The sequence below is a fragment of the Kocuria sp. UCD-OTCP genome, from assembly GCF_000349605.1.
Classification (GTDB): Bacteria; Actinomycetota; Actinomycetes; order Actinomycetales; family Micrococcaceae; genus Kocuria; species Kocuria rosea.
The window spans coordinates 28213-51293 of sequence record NZ_AOSQ01000004.1; the positions used below are offsets into that span (position 1 = coordinate 28213).

Consider the following 23081-nt stretch of genomic DNA (forward strand, 5'->3'; position numbering starts at 1 on the left):
ACGAGCTCTTCCGCCACCACCCAGGAGACCGAGCCATGCCCCCTGTGTCCGTCCACCACCCGGACCGGCGCCACGCCACCCCGGCCCAGCCACCGACCGCCGCCCTCGACGTGCTCCACGCGGAGGACGAGGGCTACCACAAGGGGCTCAAGCCCCGGCAGATCCAGATGATCGCGATCGGCGGCGCCATCGGCACCGGCCTGTTCATGGGCGCCGGCGGGCGGCTGGCCAGCGCCGGGCCCGCCCTTGTGCTCGTCTACGCGGTCTGCGGCTTCTTCGCGTTCCTCATCCTGCGCGCCCTGGGCGAGCTCGTCGTGCGCCGCCCGTCCTCGGGCTCCTTCGTCTCCTACGCCCGGGAGTTCTACGGCGAGAAGGCGGCGTTCTTCACCGGCTGGCTGTACTGGCTCAACTGGGCCATGACCGCGATCGTGGACATCACCGCCGTGGCGCTGTACATGAAGTTCTTCGCCCGGTACTGGGCTCCCATCGGGGACGTCCCCCAGTGGCAGTACGCCCTGGCCGCCCTGCTGCTCGTCCTTGGGCTGAACCTCGTCTCGGTCAAGGTCTTCGGCGAGCTCGAGTTCTGGTTCGCCCTCATCAAGGTGGCCGCGCTCTCCGCCTTCCTGGTGGTCGGGATCTGGCTCGTGCTCTTCGGCACCCCGGCCGACGGCCAGGAGGTGGGCCTGTCCCTCATCGGCCAGAACGGCGGGCTCCTGCCCAACGGTCTGCTGCCGGCGGTCGTCGTGATCCAGGGCGTGGTCTTCGCCTACGCGTCCATCGAGCTGATCGGCACCGCGGCCGGTGAGACGGAGCACCCCGAGAAGGTCATGCCGCGCGCCGTGAACACGGTGATCGTGCGCATCGCGGTCTTCTACGTCGGGTCGCTGACCCTGCTGTCCCTGCTCCTGCCCTACACCGCCTACAAGGCCGGGGAGAGCCCGTTCGTGACGTTCTTCGGCTCCATCGGCGTGGCCGGCATGGACACCGTGATGAACCTCGTGGTGCTCACCGCGGCCCTGTCCTCGCTCAACGCCGGGCTCTACTCCACGGGCCGGATCCTCCGCTCGATGTCCCTGGCCGGATCGGCCCCCCGCTTCGCGGGACGGATGAACCGGGCCGGCGTCCCGTACGGCGGCATCGTGCTGACGGCGGCGGTGGCCGTGCTGGGCGTGGTGCTCAACGCCCTCGCGCCGGCCCAGGCCTTCGAGATCGTGCTGAACCTCGCCTCGGTCGGCATCATCAGCGCCTGGGCGATGATCATGCTCTGCCACCTCCGGCTCGTCTCCTGGTCCCGGCAGGGCAGGGCGGAGCGCCCCGGCTTCCGGCTCCCCGGCGCGCCCTTCACCGGCTGGCTGACCCTGGCGTTCCTCGTGACCGTCGTCGTGCTGATGGCCTTCGACTCCCCGATCGGGACCTGGACCGTCGCCTCCCTGCTGCTGCTCGTGCCGCTGCTGGTCCTCGGCTGGTACCGGTGCCGGGACCGGGTGCACGAGATCGCCGCGGCCCACGCCGCCGTCGCCCGGACCGCCCCGGCGGCCTCCGAGGAGACGGGGCCGCCCGTCCGGTAGGACCCCGCCCCGGGGGCGCGGCATCCGCGCCCCCGGCTCACGGACGTCCGGCCCCCCGGCTCGCCTCCGCCCGGCCTGCGGCGATCTGGGCGGCCCAGCGCACCCGGAAGGGCCGCCGATCCGGGTCCGTCGTCCCCGGCGGCTCGACGGCCGGCTCCGCGGCCCCGGTGTCTGTCCCGGCGGTCTGCTGCCGGGGCCGAGGGGAGGCGTGGCGTCGGGCGGCCGCCACCGCCTCGGCGCGGCGCTGCTCGGCCTCCGCCGCGGCGCGCTGGTCCGGAGAGCGCATCGGGGTGCCGTCCTGGTGGGTCCAGGTGCGCAGGCGGGCGGCGAACCAGGCGCCTGGGTTCTCGATCCCGGTCACCGAGTCGTGGGTGTAGCGCACGCCCTGCGGGGTCCAGTCCAGGGCGTGCAGGACGTCGGCGACGGTCCACCCGGCCTCGAAGTGCGGCCCGGCCACGGCCACGACGTAGGCGGTGGTGATCCGGCGCAGCACCAGCGCGTGGTGCTGCAGCTCCAGTCCGGCCCGCCGGAGCACCTGCTGCCGGTCACGCCGGGTCGGCGCCGTCGTCGTCGGCCGCACTGCCGCGTGGACCGGCCACAGCGGAGCTGTCCGCCGGGCCAGGGCGGCCTTGACCTCCCGCCGCTGCGCGTCGGCTCCGGCAGCGGGCCGGGGCGCGGCAGGGGCCCTCGAGGAAGGCTCCGCGCGCACGTGCGGGGAAGGGCCCGACCCCTCCGGGGGAACCGGGTCGACGTCGCGATCCACTGGCGTTGCCTCCTCTGCCGAATCGTCGGTGGTGTTCTCCGGACCAGGGGCCGGCCCGTGGGCAGGAGCCCAGGATCCCTCAGTCCGCACCGGACTGGACGACCAGCAGCATCGTGCCCTCGGGATCACGGACGTAGGCGACGGTCTCGCCCCACGGCATGGCCTCCGCATCGACAGGCACGGCCGCACCGGCCCGGCGGGCGGCGTCGAGGACGGCCGGAAGGTCCTCGACGTAGACGCACAGGTCCACCGCGTGGCCGGTCGCGGGCAACGGGGTGTCGCCGTACCGTGCCGCCGTGGTGCCGACGCCCAGGCCCAGCTGACCGTCTCCCACCCGCAGGACGAGGAAGACCGGCTCTCCCGTCCCGGGGAACCGGTACGTCTGCACGGCGTGGAACACCTCTTCGTAGAAGGCCCCGGTGCCGACCAGATCCGCACAGTTGACGATGGGGAACAGCTCCTGCCCGGTCATGGTCCGACAGTACCGGGATGTGCTCTACTCGGTCGCATGAGCGGTGACTCCCTGCCCGAGGTCCCCACGGCCGACGACTTCCGCGCACTGGCGCGCAGCTCGCCGTGGCGGTTCACCACCGTGCACTTCACCCACCGGCGGCAGCGGGACGCCGGGAGCACTCCGGACGGCGAACCGGTCGAGGCCTGGCTCGACCGGCGCCTCGGCCGTGTGGTCGTCCGCTCGCCCGGGGGCGTCGAGGTCGCCGAAGGGCCCCCCTACGGTGCGGCGGTGAGCCTGATGACCTGCGACGACGACGACGCGTGCGCCGTTCCGTCACCGCCGTCGCCGGAGCCGGAGGTGGTGCTGCGCCCGGACGGTCTGGTCGCCCGGCGCCCGGAGGACTGGCACTTCGACCACGGTGATCCGATGTGGCAGGACTACCGGTGGACGGCCATGCTCGACCCCGCCGAGCTGAGCCGGGGAGTGGACGTCGGCGAGGTCGTCGCCACGACACTGCGGGGCCGCCTCACCTGGTCGGCCGCCTGCCGGCCGCTGCTCGGTGCCGCCGAGGACCGGGAGAACGGCTACACCCCGCGGTGCGGGTGCTGCCCTCTGCTGGACAGTGCCGCCAGCCGGATCCACGAGTACGGCCGTGAGGACCCGACCCTCACCAGCGGCGACCTCGCCACGGTCTACCGCGTGCACCTCGACGTGCAGACGGGCATCGTCGTGGACATCACCCCGCTGGACGGCCTCGACGGCACCGGCCTCAGCAACGAGCTCCACGCCGTCGACGCACCGCTGGACCCTCCGCCGCAGGGACCGGAGCAGCCGGGCCGCCCTGCTTGAGGCGGCCGCCGTCGAGGACCTCGTGGACCGGGCCTGACCTGAGGGCACGGCGCGGCCGAGGTCCTCGACCCTCCGGTCACCGCCGCGAGGCGCGCCGGCCCACGAGCCAGCCGGCGCAGAAGGCCCACAGGACGAGCCCGGCCACCACACCGGCCCACCCCGCCGTGGCCTCCGGGGTCACCAGGGTCATGGCCGGGAACGCCGCGTCGCCCGGCGGGGCGTCCGCGAACCACCCGAACGACGCCTCCGCCGGGTGGAGCAGCACCAGCAGTGCCCCGCCCAGCACCAGGAGACCGCCGAGACACGCCAGGACCACCCACCAGGGCGGCATCCGGCGAGGCGGGACGGACGGAGGGGCGGCGGGGCCGGCGGCGTTCATGGTCCGACCCTACGGCCGGTGCGCCGCCCGTCCACAGCACCCCGCGGCGACACCGTGTCGTGCGTCGTCGTCGCCCGTCCCCCCTGCGGCCTGGAGGGACGCGCGGACCGCCCGCCCCAGGCGCACCCGGGTGCCCGCCGCCGCCGGGGCGCAGACCATAGGATGGAGCGCATGTCCAGACCCCACGTGCGCCTGCTCGGCCAAGGCATCCGGTACCTGACCACCCTGCGCGGCGGAGGCTCCGCCTTCCCCGGCCTCGTGATGGAGCGGCTGCACCCCGGGTTCGTGGCCGAGGAGCTCGCGAAGCTGCCGCACGGCGTGGTGCTCATCAGCGGCACCAACGGCAAGACGACCACCACCAAGATGGCCGTCCAGCTGCTGCGCTCGCAGGGCTACAAGGTCTTCACCAACCGCACCGGCTCCAACTTCGTGCGCGGCGTGGCCGCCGCCCTGCTCGGGGAGATGAGCCTCACCGGCCGGCTCGACGCGGACGTCGCCGTGCTCGAGCTCGACGAGGCGCACGCCGTGCACTTCGTCAAGCAGGTCAAGCCCCGCCACGCGCTGCTGCTCAACGTGATGCGCGACCAGCTCGACCGCTTCGGCGAGATCGACACCACCCGGCGGATGCTCGCCCAGATCGCGGCGGCCACCACGGGCACCGTGGTCCTCAACCGGGAGGACCCCCGGATCGTGTCCCTCGCGGAGCACGTCCCCGAGGGCACGCAGACCCGCTGGTTCGGGCTGTCCGCCCCGCTGCGGCCCATGTTCCCCTCCGACGACGACATGCGCTCGGCCGGCGGACCCGACGCCGAGGCCGACCACGAGGCGGAGCTGGCGCCCCGGCCGGCCGCCGACGTGGAGCTGACGTCCTTCGAGGCGAACCGGGTCCGGCTCACGGTGGGCGGGGAGGCCGTCGAGACCACCGTGGAGCTCTACGGCGTCTACAACATGTACAACGCGGCGGCCGCGCTGGCGCTGGCGCTCGCCGTGGCCGGCCCCGACGCGGACCGCGCCGCGCTGGTGGACGAGCTCTCCCGCGTCACCCCCGCCTTCGGCCGCGGGGAGACCATCACCGTGGACGGCCGGCCGCTGCAGCTGCTGCTCGTGAAGAACCCCGCCGGCTTCCGCCTCTCCCTGGCCTCGGCCCGGCCGGGCGACTACGCCACGATGGTCGCCATCAACGACGAGTACGCCGACGGCCGCGACGTCTCCTGGCTGTGGGACGTGGACTTCCACTCCCTGCGCTCCGGCGGCGTGGACGTGGTCTCCGGCACCCGGGCGTGGGACATGGCCCTGCGCCTGGACTACGACGAGGTCGCGGTGCGCGAGGTGGTTTCGGGCCTCGGCGACGCCCTGCGGCGCTTCGTCGCCGGGGCCGGGGACCGGCCGATGCGCGTCTTCTGCACCTACACGTCCATGCTCGAGCTGCGCCGGGAGCTGTCCCGCGTGGCCGAGGTCGCCGAGATCTGAGCGGAGCCCCCGTGACCGACCGCACCGTCCACCTCGTCCAGCTCTACCCCCGGGACATGAACATCTACGGGGACTGGGGCAACACCCTCACCCTCAAGCGCCGGCTGGAGAAGTACGGCTTCGCCGTGCGGCTGAGCGACCACAACCCCGGGGACCCCTTCCCGCCCGACGCCGACCTGCTGGTGGGCGGCGGGGGCCAGGACTCGGGGCAGTTCCGGGTCCAGGAGGACCTGCAGCGGATCGCCCCCGAGCTGCGGGCCATGGCCGCCGACGGCGTGCCGATGCTCGCGATCTGCGGCCTCTACCAGCTCTTCGGCCACGAGTTCCGCACCGGCGCCGGCGAGACCCTGCCCGGCATCGGCATCCTCGACCTGACCACCGTGGGCGGACCCACCCGCCTGATCGGCAACATCGTGCTGGAGTCCCCGGAGTTCGGGACCGTCGTCGGCTACGAGAACCACTCCGGGGTCACCCGGCTCGGCCCGGACCAGACGCCGCTGGGACGGGTGGTGAAGGGCGCGGGCAACAACGGGGAGGACGGTACCGAGGGCGCCCGCGTGCACCGCGTGGTGGGCTCCTACCTGCACGGGTCGATGCTGCCCAAGAACCCCGCCGTGGCCGACCACCTGATCCGCGCCGCGGTGGAGCGCCGGTGCGGCGTCTTCGACGCCGCACCGCTGGACGACACCCTGGCTGAGCGGGCCCGGGAGGTCGCGCAGGCCCGGCCCCGCTAGGCCCCCGGCCGGGGCGGCGCGCACCCGGTAGAATGGACCGGGACTTCTCCGGCCCGTCCCGGCCATCGCCGGGGCGGGCCGTGCCGGGACCACGCACCACGCGTCCCGGCCGACCGCGAACGACTTCCCGAGGAGGGACGCATGTCAGGACACTCCAAGTGGGCCACGACCAAGCACAAGAAGGCCGCGATCGACGCCAAGCGGGCGAAGGCCTTCGCCAAGTACATCAAGGGCATCGAGGTGGCCGCGCGCATGGGCGGGCCCGACACCGCGGGCAACCCGGCGCTGGACCTCGCCGTGTCCAAGGCCAAGAAGAACTCGGTGCCGGTCGCGAACATCGACCGCGCCGTCAAGCGCGGCGCCGGCCTGACCGGTGAGGTCGTCGACTACACCGAGATCCTCTACGAGGCCCGTGGGCCGCAGGGCACGGCGCTGTACATCGAGTGCCTCACCGACAACAAGAACCGCGCCGCCTCCGAGGTGCGCGTGGCCGTGACCCGCAACGGCGGCACCATGGCCGACTCCGGCTCCGTGGCGTTCCTCTTCGAGCGCAAGGGCGTCGTGGAGGTCACCCGCACCGAGGGGCTGACCGAGGACGACGTCCTCATGGCCGTCCTGGACGCCGGCGCCGACGAGGTCGTGGAGCAGGAGGACGTCTTCGAGGTCGTCTCCGAGGCCACCGACCTGCCCGCGATCCGCGCGGCCCTCGACGAGGCCGGGCTCGAGTACAACAACGACGACCCGCAGTTCCGCCCGAGCATGCTCGTGGAGCTCGACGCCGAGGGCGCCCGGAAGTTCCTGCGCCTGGTCGACGCCGTCGAGGAGCTCGACGACGTGCAGAACGTCTACGCCAACGCGGACATCCCCGCCGAGGTCCTGGCCCAGCTCGACTCCGAGGACTGACCACGGCGACGCAGCGGATCCTCGGGGTGGACCCCGGACTGACGCGGTGCGGGTTCGGCCTGATCGACATGGCCGGCAACCGCACCGCGTCCTTCGTGGACGTCGGGGTGGCCGGCACGGACGCCGCCGACCCGCTGGACGTGCGCGTGCTGCGGATCTGGGAGGCCACCGAGCGGTGGATCGAGCGCTACCGGCCCGACGCCCTCGCCCTCGAGCGGGTGTTCGCCCAGACCAACGTGAACACCGTCATCGGCACGGCCCACGCCTCCGGCGCCGTGATCGCCTCGGCCGCCCGCCACGGCGTGCCGGTGGCCTGGCACACCCCGTCCGAGGTCAAGGCCGCGGTGACGGGGGAGGGGCGGGCCGACAAGGCGTCCGTGGCCCGCATGGTGATGCGCATCCTCCGGCTCGACGAGGCGCCCCGGCCCGCCGACGCGGCCGACGCCCTGGCCATCGCCATCTGCCACGGCTGGCGCGGCGGCGGCACGGGCGTGGACGCCACCGCCCGGACCGAGACGCACCAGGGCGCCCGCCCCCTGGCCGCCGCCCGCTCCGGTATGACCCCCGCCCAGCGGGCCTGGGCCGAGGCGGAGCACCGTGCCAAGCGGGGCGGGCGCCGCTGAGCCGGCGCCCACTGCTAGAGTGGTCGTCATTCGTAGATCTGTTCGATCGACCGTGCACGGCCCCCGCCGGGCACGGGAAGGAGTTGCGCGGTGATCGCGTCCATCACGGGACAGGTCGAGCACGTCGGCCTCACCACCGCCGTCGTGGCGGTAGGCGGGTTCGGCGTCCAGGTGCAGGCGACGCCGGAGACCCTGTCCGGCCTGCGGATCGGCGGGGAGGTCCGGCTCGACACGGCGTACGTGGCCCGCAAGGACGAGTCCCCGCTGCTCTTCGGCTTCCGCAGCCCCGCCGAGCGCGAGGTCTTCGAGATCATGCTCGGCGTGAGCGGCGTGGGCCCCCGCACGGCGCTGGCGGTGCTCTCCGTGCTCGGCCCGGACGCCGTCCACCGCGCCATCGCGCAGGGGGACGCCAAGGCGTTCACCACCGTCCCCGGCATCGGCCCCAAGGGCGCCCGCCGGATCGTGCTGGAGCTGGCCGACAAGCTCATCGTCCCGGACCGTCCCGCCCAGCCGGCCGCCGCCGCCCCGATGGAGCCGTGGCGGGAGCAGGTGCTCGAGGCCCTCGTGGGCCTGGGCTGGAACGAGAAGGACGCCGCCCGGGGCATCGCCGACGCTCTCTCCGGCCGGGAGGAGCTCGCCGCCTCCGGTGACGTGCCCGCGATCCTGCGCACCGTGCTCGGGTGGCTCGGCGCGGCCAAGGCCGGGCCCCGGGTCCCGGCGGAGCGAGGAGCCTGAGCGTGGCCCGCGACGACGGCGCCGCCGTGAACTCCCGGGACCGGCTGGTCTCGGGGGAGGACGAGCCCGACGAGAAGCAGCTCGAGTCGGCGCTGCGGCCCGCGAACCTCGACGAGTTCGTGGGGCAGAAGCGGGTGCGCCAGCAGCTGTCCCTGGTGCTCGAGGCCTCGCGGCTCCGGGGCCGCTCCGCCGACCACGTCCTGCTCTCCGGTCCGCCCGGTCTGGGCAAGACGACCCTGGCCATGATCATCGCCGAGGAGATGGGCGCGCCCCTGCGGATCTCCTCCGGCCCGGCCATCCAGCACGCCGGCGACCTCGCCGCGATCCTGTCCTCCCTGACCGAGGGGGAGGTGCTGTTCCTCGACGAGATCCACCGCATGTCCCGGCCCGCCGAGGAGATGCTCTACATGGCCATGGAGGACTTCCGGGTGGACATCGTGGTGGGCAAGGGCGCCGGCGCCACCTCCATCCCGCTGGACCTGCCGCCGTTCACCCTGGTCGGCGCCACCACGCGGGCCGGTCTGCTGCCCGGCCCGCTGCGCGACCGCTTCGGCTTCACCGGCCACCTCGAGTTCTACTCCGTGGAGGAGCTCGAGCTCGTGCTGCGCCGCTCCGCCGGTCTCATGGACCTCGCGATGACCGCGGAGGGCTTCTCCGAGGTCGCCTCCCGCTCCCGGGGCACCCCGCGCATCGCCAACCGGCTGCTGCGCCGGGTGCGGGACTGGGCGCTGGTGCACGGCATCCCCCGGATCGACGCCCGCACCTCCTCCGCGGCCCTCGACATGTACGAGGTGGACACCCGCGGCCTCGACCGGCTGGACCGCTCGGTGCTCGAGGCGCTCGTGACGAAGTTCGGCGGCGGGCCGGTGGGCCTGTCCACCCTGGCGATCGCCGTGGGGGAGGAGACGGAGACGGTCGAGACCGTGGCCGAGCCCTACCTGGTCCGCGAAGGCCTGCTCGGCCGGACCCCCCGAGGCCGGATCGCGATGGCCGCCGCCTGGGACCACCTGGGCCTGCGCCCGCCCGAGCACGCGGCGTTCAAGGACCCCGGGCTGCGGGCCGCCTTCGGCGGCACGGCCGCGGCCCCGGCCGCCGAGGACGTCCCGCCGCTGTTCGAGGACTGAGCGCGGCCGCAGACCCGGGGGCTGCCTCCCGGGTGCCGTCCAGGACGCTGACGGGCCGGATCACCTACCATGGTGAGGACACCCACCACCGATCGAACGGAAGTCCGTGAGCCCGCTCCTCCTCGTCCAGTCCCTCCCCGCCCAGGCCGCCCAGCCCACGGGAGGCAGCACCGCCTGGCTGCTGCCCCTGATGCTCGTGGCCATGGTGCTCCTGCTCTGGCTGCCCATGCGCCGACAGAAGAAGGCCGTGGCCCAGGTCAAGGAGAAGCAGGCGGCCATGGGTCCCGGCACCGAGGTCATGACGAACTACGGCCTCTACGGCACCGTGCGCTCGATCGACCGGGACACCAACAAGGTGGTCCTCGAGATCGCCCCGGGCACCGCCGTGACCGTGCACCTGCAGACCGTCACCACGGTCGTCGAGGACGAGGCGGCCCCCGCCGCCGAGACCGAGGCGGCGCCGTCGGTGGTCGAGCCCGACGCCCCCGGCGCGGGATCGACCCCGGTCGAACCCCTCGACGACGACGCCCGGCGCGAGCCCGGGCAGCGCAGCGACTGACCCCCCACACGGGACGACGGGCCGACCACTGGTCGGCCCGTTCCCATGCACAGGCCCGGCCCCACCGGGCCGTCGTTCGTAAGGAAGACCATGGCACTGACCACACGCAAGACCCCCGGTGACCCGGGACCCGCCGCCCCGGACGGCCCGTCCGGGCGGGGCGGCTCGACCGCACCGGCGCGCTCGGGGGTGCGGGCCGCCCTCTCGACCGCCCGGCGGTCCCTGATCGGGCTGGCCGTGCTGCTCGCCCTGCTGGCCGGGCTCCTGGCCTGGGGCGCGGGCACCGACCGCACCGGCTGGGGCCCCAAGCTCGCCCTGGACCTGGAGGGCGGGACGCAGATGATCCTCTCCCCGTCCCTACAGGGGGAGGACGCCGGCCAGGAGATCACCGCCGAGCAGCTGGACCAGGCCGTCGAGATCATCCGCCAGCGCGTCGACGGCTCGGGCGTGGCGGAGGCGGAGATCGCCACCCAGTCCGGCAACAACATCGTGGTCTCCATGCCCGGCGTGCCCTCCGCCCAGACCCGCGAGCTCATCCAGACCTCGGCGCAGATGAACTTCCGGCCCGTGCTCACCACCGCCGCGGCGGAGCCGGTGCCCGAGGACCAGCGCGTCGCCGAGGACGAGGTGCCCGAGCCCACGGCCGAGCCCACCGACGCCTCCGACCCGAACTGGATCACCCCGGACCTGTTCCGGGAGTTCGAGGAGGCCGACTGCACCGTGCCGCAGTCCCCCGAGGAGCGGGAGGCCCAGGACGCCGACGCCCCGACCATCGCCTGCGAGCCCGAGACCGGCACCAAGTACCTCCTGGGCCCGGTCGAGATCCAGGGCACCGGGATCGAGGACGCGTCCTACGGGACGGCGCAGAACTCCACCGGGGTCTCCCTGAACCAGTTCGCCGTGAACCTGCAGTTCGGCCCCGAGGCCACGGACACCTTCCGGGAGCTCTCCGAGCGGCTCTACGGCATCGGCAGCGCCACGCCCGGCGACCCCCGCAGCCAGTTCGCGATCCTGCTCGACGGCCAGGTGGTCTCCGCCCCGTCGATGAACGCCGTGATCTCCGACGGCCAGGCCCAGATCACGGGTCAGTTCACCGAGGAGCAGGCGCAGTTCCTGGCCGAGCAGCTCAAGTACGGCGCGCTGCCCATGAGCTTCGACATCCAGTCCGAGCAGCAGATCTCCGCGACCCTGGGCGCCGACCAGCTGCGGATGGGCATCATCGCCGGGATCATCGGCCTGGTGCTCGTGTGCGTGTACTCGCTCTTCCAGTACCGGCTGCTGGGCCTGGTGACCATCAGCTCGCTCGTGGTCGCGGGCGTGCTCACCTGGCTGGCGATCACGCTGCTGGGCTGGTCCGCGAACTATCGGCTGTCCCTGGCCGGCGTGGCGGGCCTGATCGTGGCGATCGGCCAGACCGCCGACTCGTTCATCGTCTACTTCGAGCGCATCCGCGACGAGATCCGCAGCGGCCGCTCCATCCCCGCGGCGGTCGACCACGGCTGGCAGCGCGCCCGCCAGACCGTGCTCGCGTCCAAGGCCGTGAACCTGCTGGCCGCGGCGGTGCTGTACTTCGTGGCCGTGGGCAACGTGCGCGGCTTCGCCTTCACCCTCGGGCTGACCGCGATCGCCGACCTCCTCGTCGTCTTCCTCTTCACGCACCCGGTGATGGTCATGCTCGCCCGCACCCGCTACTTCGGCGGCGGCGGGAAGCACTCGGGGCTCAGCCCCGAGGCCCTCGACGCGGTGCCCCTGTACCGGGGCGCCGGCCGGCTGCGCGAGCCCTCCGCGGAGCACGACGGGCTGACCATCGCCGAGCGGCGCCGGCGCGCGGGACGGACCGCGCCGCAGGACCCCCCGTCCGCGGTAGCACCGGACGGCGCGCCGGTCGGCGCGCCGTCGTCCGCCGCCCGCACCCCCGAGGAGAACGCCTGATGTCCCGGTTCGCAGATTTCGGCAACGCCCTGCACAGCGGGCGCACCTCCTACCCCTTCGTGGGCCGGGCCGAGCGGTGGCTCGCGATCGTGGGCGTCCTCGTGCTGCTCTCCCTGCTCGTGCCCGTCGCCAAGGGCGGCTTCAACCTCGGCATCGACTTCACCGGCGGGTCCGAGTTCACCGTGTCCGCCGTGGCCGACCCGGACATCGAGACCGGCCAGCGCGCCGTCGCCGGCTCCGCGGACGCCGCGGAGGTCGAGGTCACCAACATCGCCCCGGAGACCGTCCGGGTGCGCACCGAGCAGCTCGACGACGACCAGACGCTCGCCGTCAAGGACGCCCTGGTCGAGGCCTACGGCGTGAGCGAGCAGGAGGTCACCTCCAACTTCGTGGGGCCCACCTGGGGCGCCGGCGTCACCAGCCAGGCCCTGCAGGGCCTGGTGGTCTTCGTGGTCCTGGCCACCGCCCTGATGGCCCTGTACTTCCGCACCTGGAAGATGTCCGTCTCGGCGGTCGCCGGCATGCTCGCCTCGGTCGCGATCACCGCCGGGATCTACTCGCTCGTGGGCTTCGAGGTCACCCCCTCGGCGGTGATCGGCTTCCTCACGGTGCTCAGCTACTCGCTCTACGACTCCGTGGTGGTCTTCGACAAGGTCCGGGAGAACACCGAGGGCCTGCTCGACGGCACGGCCCCGCCGGAGCTGGCCGGACGGAAGTACTCCGACCAGGTGAACCTCGCCGTCAACCAGACGCTCGTGCGCTCGATCAACACCTCCGTGGTCGGCATCCTGCCGGTGGGCTCGATCCTGTTCATCGGCTGGCTCGTCCTGGGCGCGGGCACCCTCAAGGACCTGTCCCTGTCCCTGTTCGTCGGGATCATCGTGGGCACCGCCGCCACCCTGTTCGTGGCCGCGCCCCTCTACGCGCTGCTGCGCCGCGGGGAGCCCGCCGTCCAGGAGCAGGAGGCCCGTGCGGGGGCGTCCGCCGAGCGTGCCGCCGAGGAGTCGCTCGCGCACTAGACTGTAGCCACCGTAGGGCGGGCCGTGCAGGTGCGGACCGCCACAGCAGCACACGTCGGACCCGGACCGGGGACGAGGACAGGGGCGGCGGCCGCACGGCCGCCGCCCCGCGTGCATCGAATGGGAAGGAAGTCCCGGCCATGAGCTCGTCCGACGACGGGGCCGTCCCCACGGGCCAGAGCGCCGCACCGACCCCGCCGCGCCGCTCGGACATGGCCGGCACCCACTACGTGGTGCCCGCGTCCCGGCCGATGCTGGGCCGGGCCGTGTTCCCGGGCCGCAGCGACCGCACCCGCTCGAGCCTGTCCTACCTCTCCGGCCGGCCCATGGACCACTCGCCGATCCTCGAGCCGCTGCTGCACACCGTGCGCGCCACCCACCCCGAGGAGGACCTCGAGGTCCTCCAGCGCGCCTTCAAGGTCGCCGAGAAGTGCCACGAGGGCCAGAAGCGCAAGAGCGGCGACCCCTACATCACCCACCCCGTGGCCGTGACCACGATCCTCGCGGAGCTCGGCATGACGGGCGCCACCCTGGTGGCCGCCCTGCTCCACGACACGGTCGAGGACACGGACTACACCCTGGAGCAGCTGCGCGCCGAGTTCGGCGACGAGGTCGCCGCCCTCGTGGACGGCGTGACGAAGCTGGACAAGGTCCAGTACGGGGACGCCGCGCAGGCCGAGACCGTGCGCAAGATGATCGTGGCGATGGCCAAGGACATCCGCGTGCTCGTCATCAAGCTCGCCGACCGCCTGCACAACGCCCGCACCTGGCGCTTCGTCTCCCAGACCTCCTCCTCGAAGAAGGCGCGCGAGACCCTCGAGATCTTCGCCCCGCTGGCCCACCGGCTCGGGATGAACACCATCAAGTGGGAGCTCGAGGACCTCGCCTTCGCGGCGCTCTACCCCAAGGTCTACGAGGAGATCGTGCGGATGGTGGGGGAGCGCCAGCCCCAGCGCGAGCGGTCGCTGGCCAAGATCCGCGAGCGGATCGCCCTGGACCTCTCCGAGGCCGGCATCGAGGCGACCATCACCGGCCGCCCCAAGCACTACTACTCGATCTACCAGAAGATGATCGTGCGCGGGAAGGACTTCGACGAGATCCAGGACCTGCAGGCGGTCCGGGTCCTGGTGAGCACGGTGCGCGAGTGCTACGCGGCCCTGGGCGCCCTGCACGCGCGGTGGCGGCCGCTGCCGGGGCGGTTCAAGGACTACATCGCCATGCCGAAGTTCAACATGTACCAGTCACTGCACACCACGGTGATCGGCCCGGACGGGCGCCCCGTGGAGATCCAGATCCGCACCCACGAGATGCACCGCCGCGCCGAGTACGGCGTGGCCGCGCACTGGAAGTACAAGGACCAGGCCAACCAGGCGAACTCCGCGACCCCAAAGGCCATGGAGGGGGACCTCGCCTGGCTGAGCTCGCTCGTGTCCTGGCAGGAGGAGACCCAGGACTCCTCCGAGTTCCTGGACTCCCTGCGCTACCAGATCAACACGTCCGAGGTGTACGTCTTCACCCCCAAGGGCGAGGTCATGGCCCTGCCCGCCGGCTCCACGCCCGTGGACTTCGCCTACGCCGTGCACACCGAGGTGGGGCACAAGACCATCGGGGCCCGGGTCAACGGCAAGCTCGTGCCGCTGTCCTCGGAGCTCCAGCACGGGGACTGGGTGGAGGTGCTGACCTCCAAGTCCGAGCACGCCGGACCGTCCCAGGACTGGCTGAAGTTCGTGCAGTCCCCGCGGGCGCGCAACAAGATCCGCCAGTGGTTCTCCAAGGAGCGCCGCGAGGAGGCCATCGAGAAGGGCAAGGACGCCCTCACCCGCGCCCTGCGCAAGCACCACCTGCCCCTGCAGCGCACGCTCACCCAGGAGTCCCTGCTCGCGGTGGCGCAGGACTTCCACCGCACCGACATCAGCTCCCTCTACGAGGCGATCGGCTCCGACGTGGTCAGCGCCCAGGACGTGGTCGCGAAGATCGTGGGCGACCTCGGCGGGGCCGACGGCGCGGAGGAGGACTTCGCGGAGACCACCATCGCCACCCAGCCGGTGCGCCCGCGCGTGTCCGACTCGGGGGTGACGGTCCAGGGCGCCTCGGACGTCTACGTCAAGCTGGCCCGCTGCTGCACCCCGGTGCCGCCGGACGAGATCATGGGCTTCGTCACCCGCGGCGCCGGGATCTCCGTGCACCGCAAGGACTGCGCCAACATGCTCGCCCTCACCTCCACCGAGCGGGTGGTCGAGGTCGAGTGGGCGCCCACCCAGTCCAGCGTGTTCCTGGTCGAGATCCAGGTGGAGGCCCTGGACCGCAGGTCCCTGCTCTCGGACGTGACCCGGGTGCTCTCCGAGAACCACGTCAACATCCTCTCCGCGTCCGTGCACACCTCGAAGTCGCGGCTGGCGATCTCCCGCTTCGCCTTCGAGATGGGCGACCCCCGCTACCTGGACCACGTGCTCAACCAGGTCCGCCGGATCGACGGGGTCTACGACGTCTACCGCACCTCGGGCAACCGCCCCATCTCGGAGCCCTCCGGCCGGTGAGCCGCCCGGCCGCCCCGTCAGCGCAGGGGGCGGCCGATGGCCCGGGCGGCGCGGCGGACCCGCAGCAGCGCCGCCTGCCGGCCGGGCATCCGCTCGAAGCTCTCGAGCGCGGCCTGCACCAGCGGGGGCGGGCAGTGCAGGTGCGGGGCGTGCATGAGCTTCTCCAGGGCCGCGGTCCCCTCTTTTCCCGGCACGTGCAGGGCCAGGTCCACCGCGGTGCGCAGCGGCGTGGTGACGTGCACCGGCCCGGCGTCGTGGACGTCGTAGCCGCCCAGCGTGACCTGGTGCAGCGCCAGGCCCTCCGGCACGGGGGACATCGTGGTGCGGCGCAGCTTGTCCAGCAGCACCGGCAGGATGCTGGGGCGCCCGGCGCAGTCGTAGAACCACGCGGCGGAGAGCCGCCCGAGCACCCCGCGCCGCAGCAGGTGCGGCGGCAGCTGCGCCTCGAGCGCCGCGACCTTCACCGCCCGGGTCACCGGGCGCCCGCGCAGCACGTGCGCCTCCAGCACCACGGGCACGAGCACTCCGTCCGTGACGAGGGCCGAGAGCTCGGCGCGCGAGAACGGCCGTGCGGGCAGGAACAGGGTGTCGGGGTGCCAGGGCGGGGCGTCCATGGGCCCACTCTCGTCCACGGCCGCGGCACGGGAAAGGCCCCGCGGCGCGCTGTGGACAGCGCGGTCGCGGGGCCTTCCGGGGCGTCCCCGGTCAGCGCAGGTCGGCCGCCGAACGGCGCAGCGTCTCGAGCCACTGGCGGCTGGTGGCGAGCTCGCCCTCCAGCTTGGCCGCGCGCTTGGTGTCCCCGGTGGCCTGCGCCCGGGCCAGCGCGTCCTCCTGGTCCTCGATCTTCGACTCGAGCTGGGTGAGCATCGAGTTGGACCGTGCCTTCGTCTCCGGGTTGGAGCGCTGCCACTTCTCGTCCTCGACCTGGCGCACGGCGTCCTCCACGGTGCGCAGCTCGGCCTCGACCCGGCGCATGTGGGCGCGCGGGACCTTCCCCGCCTGCTCCCACCGGTCCAGGATGTCGCCCAGGGCCCGCTTGGCGGCCTTGAGGTCCGTGACCGGCAGCAGCGCCTTCGCCTCGGCGAGCAGCTGCTCCTTCACGGCGAGGTTGCCCTCGAACTCCTCGTCGATCCGGTCGTTGTCGGCCTTGCGCGCCGCGAAGAAGGTGTCCTGGGCGGCGCGGAACCGCGCCCACAGGGCGTCGTCGTCCTTCTTGGAGGCACGCTTGGACTCCTTCCACCGGTCCATCAGACGGCGGTACTCCGCGGCCGTGGCGCCCCAGTCGGTGGAGCCGGACAGGGCCTCCGCCTCGGCGATGAGGGCCTCCTTGGCCTTCTTCGCCTCGGAGTTGTCGGCGTCCAGCTGCGAGAAGAACGCCCGGCGGTGCCGGTCGAACGTGGTGCGCGCCGTGCGGAACCGCTTCCACAGGGCGTCCTCCGCGGCCCGGCCCAGACGGATGCCGGACTTCTGGTGGGTCTTCCACTGGTCGAAGAGCTCCGCCATCCGGGCCGAGGACTGCTTCCACTGCGTGCGCTGCGGGTCCTGGGCGGCGATCTGCTCCGCCTCCGCCACGATCGCCTCCCGGGCCGCGACGTTCTGGGCGCGCTGCGCCTCGTGGGCGGCCCGCTCGGCGGCCTCGAGCTCCCGGATCGCCGGGCGCAGGGCCTCCAGCCGGGACTCGAGGGCCTTGACGTCCCCGAGCATCTTGCGCTGGCCGACCTGCTCGGCGAGGTGGTCCACGGTGCTCTGCATGTCGGCCGAGGGCGCGCCCGCGGCCACGCGCTGCTCGAGCAGCGCCACCTGCGCCTCGACGTCGTCGAACTTCCGGGCGAAGTAGCCCAGCGCCTCGTCCTCGGTCGCGTCCGGGAACTGGCCGCAGAGGACCTCCTCGCCGTCGACGACCACGTAGACGTGCCCGTCCTCCGTGACCCGCCCGAAGGCCCGGGCGCGGGCCACGGACTCCGGGGAGGCGAGGGCCGGCGCCGCCGCCGACGGGGCCGCGCTCGGGGCCACCGACGGGGTCGCCGCCGGGGTCGCGGACGGCGGGACCGCCGCGGGGGTGGGGGCCGGGCCGGGGGAGGCCTGCGCCGGCGCCGCGGGGGCGCCCGGCCGGGGGATCCCCGGCTTCGGCACGGGTCCCGGGGCGGGGACGGGGCGGGGCGTGGGCTGGTCGTCGGATTCGAGACGTTCTGTCACCGCTGGAACTCTTTCGCTCTCGCCGGGTGCCGACCCCGGGAGCGTGCCCCGCGTCGTCGCCCGGCTTCGGACAATCGTCCTGCCCATACTACCGAGGCCGCCTGCTCCGGCCGCCGGGCGCTCCCCGGTGCCCCTGCGCCGCGCCCGGCGGGGCTCCGGACGGGGGCAGGGCGCGGGGCCGGGTCCAGGGCCGGTCCGGGCGGGGCTTTGGGCCGGGCGCGCGGGGATCCCTAGGATGAGTGCGGAACCGTCGGGCCCGTCCGGGCCGGCCGTCCACCCGTCCCGCCGCCGATCCACCCGAGGAGCACGTCCCCATGGCCCGCAAGACCTCCCTGTCCGGTTTCCCCGAATGGCTTCCGGAGGAGCGTCTGGTCGAGCTGCACGTCCTCGACGTCCTGCGGGAGAGCTTCGAACTGCACGGCTTCTCCTCGATCGAGACCCGCGCCGTCGAGACGGTCGGCCAGCTGCTGCGCAAGGGCGAGATCGACAAGGAGGTCTACGTCGTCTCCCGGCTGCAGGAGGACGAGGACGCCGCCCCCGCCGAACGCGGTGACGACCAGCTGGCGCTGCACTTCGACCTCACCGTTCCCTTCGCCCGGTACGTGGTGGAGAACGGCGGGCACCTCGCCTTCCCGTTCCGCCGCTACCAGATCCAGAAGGTGTGGCGCGGCGAGCGCCCCCAGGAGGGCCGGGCCCGCGAGTTCACCCAGGCGGACATCGACGTGGTGGGCGACGGCGCGCTGCCGTTCCGCTACGACGTGGAGCTCGCGCTCGTGATGATCGACGCCCTGTCCAAGCTTCCCATCCCGCCGTTCGTGCTGCGCGTCAACAACCGCAAGCTCGCCGAGGGGTTCTACCAGGGCATCGGGCTGCAGGACACCGCCGGGGTGCTGCGCAACATCGACAAGCTCGAGAAGATCGGCCCCGAGCGGGTCGCCCAGGCCCTGTGCGACGAGGTCGGCGCCACCCCCGAGCAGGCGCAGGCCGCACTGCAGCTGGCGGCGATCCGCACCGAGGACACCTCCTTCGTGGAGCAGGTCCGCGCGCTGGGGGTGAACACCCAGCTGCTCGAGGAGGGGCTGCGCGAGCTCGCCGAGGTCGTGGGGGAGGCCTCCCGGCGCGCCCCCGGCACGGTGGTCGCCGACCTCTCGATCGCCCGCGGCCTCGACTACTACACCGGCACCGTCTACGAGACCGTGCTGGTGGGACACGAGCAGCTGGGCTCCGTGTGCTCCGGCGGCCGCTACGAGTCCCTCGCGTCCACCGGCAAGAAGACCTACCCCGGCGTGGGCCTGTCCGTGGGCGTCACCCGGCTGGTCACCCGCATGCTGTCCCAGGGGATGGCCGCGCCCTCCCGCAAGGTCCCCACCGCGGTGCTGATCTCCCTGGTGGACGAGGAGTCCTGGTCCTCGGCCCAGGACGTGGCCCAGCAGCTGCGCGAGCGCGGCATCGCGTGCGAGGTCTCGGCGAGCGCGGCCAAGTTCGGCAAGCAGATCAAGTACGCCGAGCGCCGCGGCATCCCCTACGTGTGGTTCACGGTCCGCGGCGAGGACGGCTCGCTCGCCCACGAGGTCAAGGACATCCGCTCCGGCGAGCAGGTCTCCGCCGACCCGGCCTCCTGGTCCCCGCCGGCCGAGGACCTGCGCCCGGTCGTGCGCGCCGCGGGCTCCTGACCGGTTCCCGACCGACCCCGCCGCCCCGCCCCGCCCCCTCCCGCCCCACCGAGCCCCCACATCCCTGCCGCCCGCTCCGCCGAGCCCCCACTCCTGCCGCGATTCCCCAGAAAAAATGTGGGGAAAGGGCAAGGGAATGGGGGCTCGGCGCCGTGGGTGACGGGAGAGTTGGGGGCTCGGCGCGGAGGAGGTCAGGGCCGCCGGGACAGCACCAGGGCGCGCCCGGCCAGGCCCACGGCGAAGACCCCGAGCATCGTGACCACGGACTGCCACGGCAGCGTGAACGCCAGCACCAGGCAGCCGGCCAGGCCGAGCGCGTTGACCGCCCGGGGCGCCCACCCCGGGCGCTGCCGGAGGGTGAGCGCGGAGAGGTTCGCCAGCGCGTAGTAGACGAGCACGCCGAAGCTCGAGAAGCCGATGACCGTGCGGACGTCGCCGACCAGCACGAGCACCACCACGAGCCCGGCCACGGCCAGCTCAGCCGCCCACGGCACCCGGTGCCGCTGCGACACCGCGCCCAGCGGCCCCGGGAGGTCCCGCTCGCGGGCCATGGCCAGGGCCGTGCGCGAGATCCCGGCGACCAGCGCCAGCAGCGCCCCCAGCGTGGCCAGGGCGGCGGCCGCGGTGACGACGACGGCGCCCGCGGTCGCCGGCCCGGCCGCCCAGCCCGCCTCGCGCACCACCGTCAGGAGCGGGGCGGCCGACGCCGCGAGCCGGTCGACGCCGAGGAAGCGCAGCAGCCCGAGGCCGAGCAGCCCGTAGAGGAGCAGCGTGAACGCCAGCGCCCCCAGCACGGCCCGGGGGATGGTGCGGGCCGGGTCCCGGACCTCCTCGCCCATGGTGGCCACCCGGGCGTAGCCGGCGAAGGCGAAGAACAGGGTGCCCGCCGCCGGCAGCACGCCCCAGCCGGTCCCGTCCCACCCGGGGCCGTCCCCCGCAAAGGCCCCGCCCGCAGTGGGGCCGGTGCCCGAGAACAGCAGCACGACCACGGCCAGCAGGACCACCAGTACCGGGGCGACCAGCAGCTTCGTCAGCCGGGCGGTGCGGGTGACCCCGCCCAGGTTCACCGCCGTGAGACCGAGGACGGCGGCCACGGCGAGCAGCCGCGCCCCGGCGTCGTCGGCCCCTGTGAGCTCCGCGGCGTAGAGGCCGAAGGTCAGCGCCATCGCCGCCGCGGACGCGGTCTTGCCGGTCACGAAGCCCCAGCCGGCCACGAAGCCCGGCCACGGGCCCAGCTGACGGTTCGCGTACACGTAGGTGCCGCCGGAGGCGGGGTGGACGGCGGCCAGCTGGGCGGTGGAGGTCGCGTTGCACCAGGCGACCACCGCGGCCAGCAGCAGCGCCAGCGGCAGCCACGGGCCGGCGAACCCCGCGGCCGGGGCGAAGGCCACGAACACCCCGGCGCCGACCATCGAGCCCACCCCGATCACCGTCGCGTCGAGGGTGCCCAGGCGGCGGGCGAGGGCCGGGTGGCCGGGGGAGGTGCTCATGGTCGTCCTGTCGTCGTCCTGGCGGCGGAGGCCCGGGCTGTAAACTCGTGCACGGAACGAGAGTAGGGGCACCCGGTGAATCCCCGGGAAACGCGCGATGGGCGCGGCCCCGTCCGCACCTCCCGAACAACGAAGGGTTTTTCAGTGCTGCGCACCCACAACCTCGGCGCCCTGCGCGCCGAGCACATCGGAGAGACCGTCACGCTGGCCGGCTGGGTCGGCCGGCGCCGCGACCACGGAGGGGTGGCCTTCCTGGACCTGCGCGACGCCTCCGGGGTCGCCCAGATCGTGGTGCGCGACGAGGCGGACTTCCACCACCTGCGCAACGAGTTCGTCCTGCAGGTCACCGGCACCGTGGAGCGCCGCCCCGAGGGCAACGAGAACCCGGCGCTGTCCACCGGCGAGGTCGAGGTCATGGCCGAGACCGTGACCGTGCTCAACACCGCCGCCGCGCTGCCCTTCCAGATCGACGAGCACGTGGAGGTCGGCGAGGACGCCCGCCTGCGGCACCGCTACCTGGACCTGCGCCGCCCGGAGCCGGCCCGCATCATGCGCCTGCGCTCCGACGCCAACCGGGTGGCCCGCGAGATGCTGCACCAGGACGGGTTCACCGAGGTGGAGACGCCCACGCTGACCCGCTCCACCCCCGAGGGCGCCCGCGACTTCGTGGTCCCGGCCCGCCTGGCCCCGGGCTCCTGGTACGCCCTGCCGCAGTCCCCGCAGCTGTTCAAGCAGCTGCTGCAGGTCGGCGGGATCGAGAAGTACTACCAGATCGCACGCTGCTACCGGGACGAGGACTTCCGCGCCGACCGACAGCCCGAGTTCACCCAGCTCGACATCGAGGCCTCCTTCGTGGAGCAGGACGACGTCATCGCCCTCGGCGAGCGGATCGTGGCCGCGCTGTGGAAGCTCATCGACGTGGAGATCCCCACCCCCATCCGCCGGATGACCTACGCGGAGGCGATGGCGAAGTACGGCTCCGACAAGCCGGACCTGCGCTTCGGCCTCGAGCTCACCGAGCTGACCGAGTACTTCCAGGACACCACCTTCCGCGTGTTCAAGGCCCCCTACGTGGGCGCCGTGGTCATGCCCGGCGGGGCGTCCCAGCCGCGCCGCACCCTGGACGCCTGGCAGGAGTGGGCCAAGCAGCGCGGGGCCAAGGGCCTGGCCTACGTCCTCGTCGGCGAGGACGGCACCCTGACGGGACCGGTGGCCAAGAACATCACCGAGGCCGAGCGCGAGGGCCTCGCCGCCGCGACCGGCGCGCGGCCCGGGGACTGCATCTTCTTCGCCGCCGGCGAGAAGAAGTCCTCCCGCGCGCTGCTGGGCGCGGCCCGGGTGGAGATCGGCCACCGCACCGGTCTGATCGACGAGGACGCCTGGGCGTTCGTGTGGATCGTGGACGCGCCCCTGTTCGAGTCCGCGGCCGAGGCCGTCGAGTCCGGCGACGTCGCCGTCGGCGCCGGCCAGTGGACCGCCGTGCACCACGCGTTCACCTCGCCCAAGCCCGAGTTCCTGGACACCTTCGACGAGGACCCCGAGCACGCCCTGGCCTACGCCTACGACATCGTGTGCAACGGCAACGAGATCGGCGGCGGCTCGATCCGCATCCACCAGCAGGACGTGCAGCGGCGGGTCTTCGAGGTCATGGGCATCGGCCGGGAGGAGGCCGACGAGAAGTTCGGGTTCCTGCTCGAGGGCTTCAAGTACGGCGCGCCCCCGCACGGCGGCATCGCCTTCGGCTGGGACCGCGTGGTCGCCCTGCTGGCCGGGACCGACTCCATCCGCGAGGTCATCGCGTTCCCGAAGACCGGCAACGGCTTCGACCCGCTGACCGCCGCGCCGGCGCCGATCACCGCGCAGCAGCGCAAGGAGGCCGGGGTGGACGCCAGGCCGGGGGCGAAGCAGGACGAGGACCTGAAGGCCGAGAAGGCGGCCGCGCACTAGGCCAGGGCACCAGCGGGCCGGGTCCGCCCGCTCCGGGCGGACCCGGCCCGATGTGCTCCCGGTGCGCCGGTGCTCGGTCCGGCAGCAGCACGGCGGTGCCGAGCCCCCGCCACAGGCCGATCCAGC

General features: G+C 73.5%; 20 protein-coding genes. 14 read left to right on the plus strand and 6 right to left on the minus strand.

The features are described from left to right. Window positions 1-35: 35 nt before the first annotated feature. Entirely contained in the window at window positions 36-1568 is a 1533-nt protein-coding gene (locus H488_RS22020) for an amino acid permease (RefSeq protein WP_081615684.1), read from the plus strand. A gap of 37 nt (window positions 1569-1605) precedes the next feature. Here H488_RS22020 and H488_RS22025 read toward each other — a convergent pair whose 3' ends face one another. Both H488_RS22025 and H488_RS22030 read right to left on the minus strand, forming a co-directional pair. Then, a complete protein-coding gene (locus H488_RS22025; protein ID WP_126346297.1) occupies window positions 1606-2103 on the minus strand; it encodes a hypothetical protein in 498 nt (165 codons plus the stop codon). Window positions 2104-2410: 307 nt separating this feature from the next. After that, complete coding sequence (locus H488_RS22030; RefSeq protein WP_017832254.1) at window positions 2411-2803, minus strand: VOC family protein; 393 nt, start codon at window positions 2801-2803, stop codon at window positions 2411-2413. A 36-nt stretch (window positions 2804-2839) separates the two neighbouring features. On the opposite strand from H488_RS22030, the gene H488_RS22035 reads away from it, so the two are divergent. Further along, window positions 2840-3634 carry a hypothetical protein gene (locus H488_RS22035; protein WP_017832255.1) on the plus strand — a complete coding sequence of 265 codons (795 nt, stop codon included), beginning with the start codon at window positions 2840-2842 and terminating at the stop codon, window positions 3632-3634. Between the two features lie 76 nt (window positions 3635-3710). Here the strand turns inward: H488_RS22035 and H488_RS22040 are convergent, their stop codons facing one another. After that, the gene (locus tag H488_RS22040; RefSeq protein WP_017832256.1) at window positions 3711-4013 is read right to left on the minus strand and encodes a hypothetical protein; all 303 of its coding nucleotides are present in this window, start codon (window positions 4011-4013) and stop codon (window positions 3711-3713) included. A gap of 162 nt (window positions 4014-4175) precedes the next feature. Here H488_RS22040 and H488_RS22045 point away from each other — a divergent pair, with 162 nt between their 5' ends. The 10 genes from H488_RS22045 (at window position 4176) to H488_RS22090 (ending at window position 15649) form a co-directional block, all read left to right on the plus strand. Continuing rightward, window positions 4176-5483 carry a Mur ligase family protein gene (locus tag H488_RS22045; protein ID WP_031282377.1) on the plus strand — a complete coding sequence of 436 codons (1308 nt, stop codon included), beginning with the start codon at window positions 4176-4178 and terminating at the stop codon, window positions 5481-5483. 11 nt (window positions 5484-5494) lie between these two features. Then, window positions 5495-6217, plus strand: a complete 723-nt coding sequence (locus tag H488_RS22050) for a type 1 glutamine amidotransferase (RefSeq protein ID WP_017832258.1) — start codon at window positions 5495-5497, stop codon at window positions 6215-6217. A gap of 141 nt (window positions 6218-6358) precedes the next feature. Beyond that, window positions 6359-7120 (plus strand): YebC/PmpR family DNA-binding transcriptional regulator, encoded by a 762-nt coding sequence (locus H488_RS22055; protein WP_017832259.1) that lies wholly within the window; start codon window positions 6359-6361, stop codon window positions 7118-7120. Between the two features lie 26 nt (window positions 7121-7146). Continuing rightward, the gene (gene ruvC, locus H488_RS22060; protein WP_017832260.1) at window positions 7147-7743 is read left to right on the plus strand and encodes a crossover junction endodeoxyribonuclease RuvC; all 597 of its coding nucleotides are present in this window, start codon (window positions 7147-7149) and stop codon (window positions 7741-7743) included. Between the two features lie 90 nt (window positions 7744-7833). Continuing rightward, window positions 7834-8478, plus strand: coding sequence for a Holliday junction branch migration protein RuvA (gene ruvA, locus H488_RS22065; protein WP_017832261.1), 645 nt, complete (start codon window positions 7834-7836; stop codon window positions 8476-8478). A gap of 26 nt (window positions 8479-8504) precedes the next feature. Continuing rightward, window positions 8505-9602: a Holliday junction branch migration DNA helicase RuvB gene (ruvB, locus tag H488_RS22070; RefSeq protein ID WP_043738545.1), complete on the plus strand. Its 1098-nt coding sequence runs from the start codon at window positions 8505-8507 to the stop codon at window positions 9600-9602. Window positions 9603-9708: 106 nt separating this feature from the next. Further along, on the plus strand, window positions 9709-10161 hold the full coding sequence (yajC, locus tag H488_RS22075; protein WP_017832263.1) for a preprotein translocase subunit YajC: 453 nt from the start codon (window positions 9709-9711) through the stop codon (window positions 10159-10161). A 90-nt stretch (window positions 10162-10251) separates the two neighbouring features. After that, window positions 10252-12093 (plus strand): protein translocase subunit SecD, encoded by a 1842-nt coding sequence (secD, locus tag H488_RS22080; protein ID WP_017832264.1) that lies wholly within the window; start codon window positions 10252-10254, stop codon window positions 12091-12093. Then, window positions 12093-13112, plus strand: coding sequence for a protein translocase subunit SecF (gene secF, locus H488_RS22085; protein ID WP_017832265.1), 1020 nt, complete (start codon window positions 12093-12095; stop codon window positions 13110-13112). The genes secD and secF overlap by 1 nt, the downstream gene beginning before the upstream one ends. A 212-nt stretch (window positions 13113-13324) precedes the next feature. Continuing rightward, a complete protein-coding gene (locus H488_RS22090; protein WP_305808698.1) occupies window positions 13325-15649 on the plus strand; it encodes a RelA/SpoT family protein in 2325 nt (774 codons plus the stop codon). Between the two features lie 17 nt (window positions 15650-15666). Here H488_RS22090 and H488_RS22095 read toward each other — a convergent pair whose 3' ends face one another. Further along, window positions 15667-16263, minus strand: a complete 597-nt coding sequence (locus tag H488_RS22095; protein WP_017832267.1) for a type IV toxin-antitoxin system AbiEi family antitoxin — start codon at window positions 16261-16263, stop codon at window positions 15667-15669. Between the two features lie 91 nt (window positions 16264-16354). After that, the gene (locus H488_RS22100; protein ID WP_017832268.1) at window positions 16355-17782 is read right to left on the minus strand and encodes a DUF349 domain-containing protein; all 1428 of its coding nucleotides are present in this window, start codon (window positions 17780-17782) and stop codon (window positions 16355-16357) included. 377 nt (window positions 17783-18159) lie between these two features. Between H488_RS22100 and hisS the strand changes: the two genes are divergently transcribed. Beyond that, window positions 18160-19518 (plus strand): histidine--tRNA ligase, encoded by a 1359-nt coding sequence (gene hisS / locus H488_RS22105; RefSeq protein ID WP_017832269.1) that lies wholly within the window; start codon window positions 18160-18162, stop codon window positions 19516-19518. 191 nt (window positions 19519-19709) lie between these two features. Here the strand turns inward: hisS and H488_RS22110 are convergent, their stop codons facing one another. Further along, complete coding sequence (locus H488_RS22110; protein WP_017832270.1) at window positions 19710-21008, minus strand: APC family permease; 1299 nt, start codon at window positions 21006-21008, stop codon at window positions 19710-19712. 144 nt (window positions 21009-21152) lie between these two features. Between H488_RS22110 and aspS the strand changes: the two genes are divergently transcribed. After that, the gene (aspS, locus tag H488_RS22115; protein WP_017832271.1) at window positions 21153-22955 is read left to right on the plus strand and encodes an aspartate--tRNA ligase; all 1803 of its coding nucleotides are present in this window, start codon (window positions 21153-21155) and stop codon (window positions 22953-22955) included. Window positions 22956-23081: the final 126 nt, after the last annotated feature.

What these genes read in the sequence shown, in the direction of transcription:
- H488_RS22030 (WP_017832254.1), bottom strand. Translation starts at nt 2,803, where the DNA reads ATGACCGGGCAGGAGCTGTTCCCCATCGTCAACTGTGCGGATCTGGTC.
- H488_RS22035 (WP_017832255.1), top strand. Translation starts at nt 2,840, where the DNA reads ATGAGCGGTGACTCCCTGCCCGAGGTCCCCACGGCCGACGACTTCCGC.
- H488_RS22045 (WP_031282377.1), top strand. Translation starts at nt 4,176, where the DNA reads ATGGAGCGCATGTCCAGACCCCACGTGCGCCTGCTCGGCCAAGGCATC.
- H488_RS22110 (WP_017832270.1), bottom strand. Translation starts at nt 21,008, where the DNA reads ATGAGCACCTCCCCCGGCCACCCGGCCCTCGCCCGCCGCCTGGGCACC.
- H488_RS22020 (WP_081615684.1), top strand. Translation starts at nt 36, where the DNA reads ATGCCCCCTGTGTCCGTCCACCACCCGGACCGGCGCCACGCCACCCCG.
- H488_RS22055 (WP_017832259.1), top strand. Translation starts at nt 6,359, where the DNA reads ATGTCAGGACACTCCAAGTGGGCCACGACCAAGCACAAGAAGGCCGCG.
- secF (WP_017832265.1), top strand. Translation starts at nt 12,093, where the DNA reads ATGTCCCGGTTCGCAGATTTCGGCAACGCCCTGCACAGCGGGCGCACC.
- H488_RS22095 (WP_017832267.1), bottom strand. Translation starts at nt 16,263, where the DNA reads ATGGACGCCCCGCCCTGGCACCCCGACACCCTGTTCCTGCCCGCACGG.
- H488_RS22040 (WP_017832256.1), bottom strand. Translation starts at nt 4,013, where the DNA reads ATGAACGCCGCCGGCCCCGCCGCCCCTCCGTCCGTCCCGCCTCGCCGG.
- hisS (WP_017832269.1), top strand. Translation starts at nt 18,160, where the DNA reads ATGGCCCGCAAGACCTCCCTGTCCGGTTTCCCCGAATGGCTTCCGGAG.
- H488_RS22090 (WP_305808698.1), top strand. Translation starts at nt 13,325, where the DNA reads ATGGCCGGCACCCACTACGTGGTGCCCGCGTCCCGGCCGATGCTGGGC.
- secD (WP_017832264.1), top strand. Translation starts at nt 10,252, where the DNA reads ATGGCACTGACCACACGCAAGACCCCCGGTGACCCGGGACCCGCCGCC.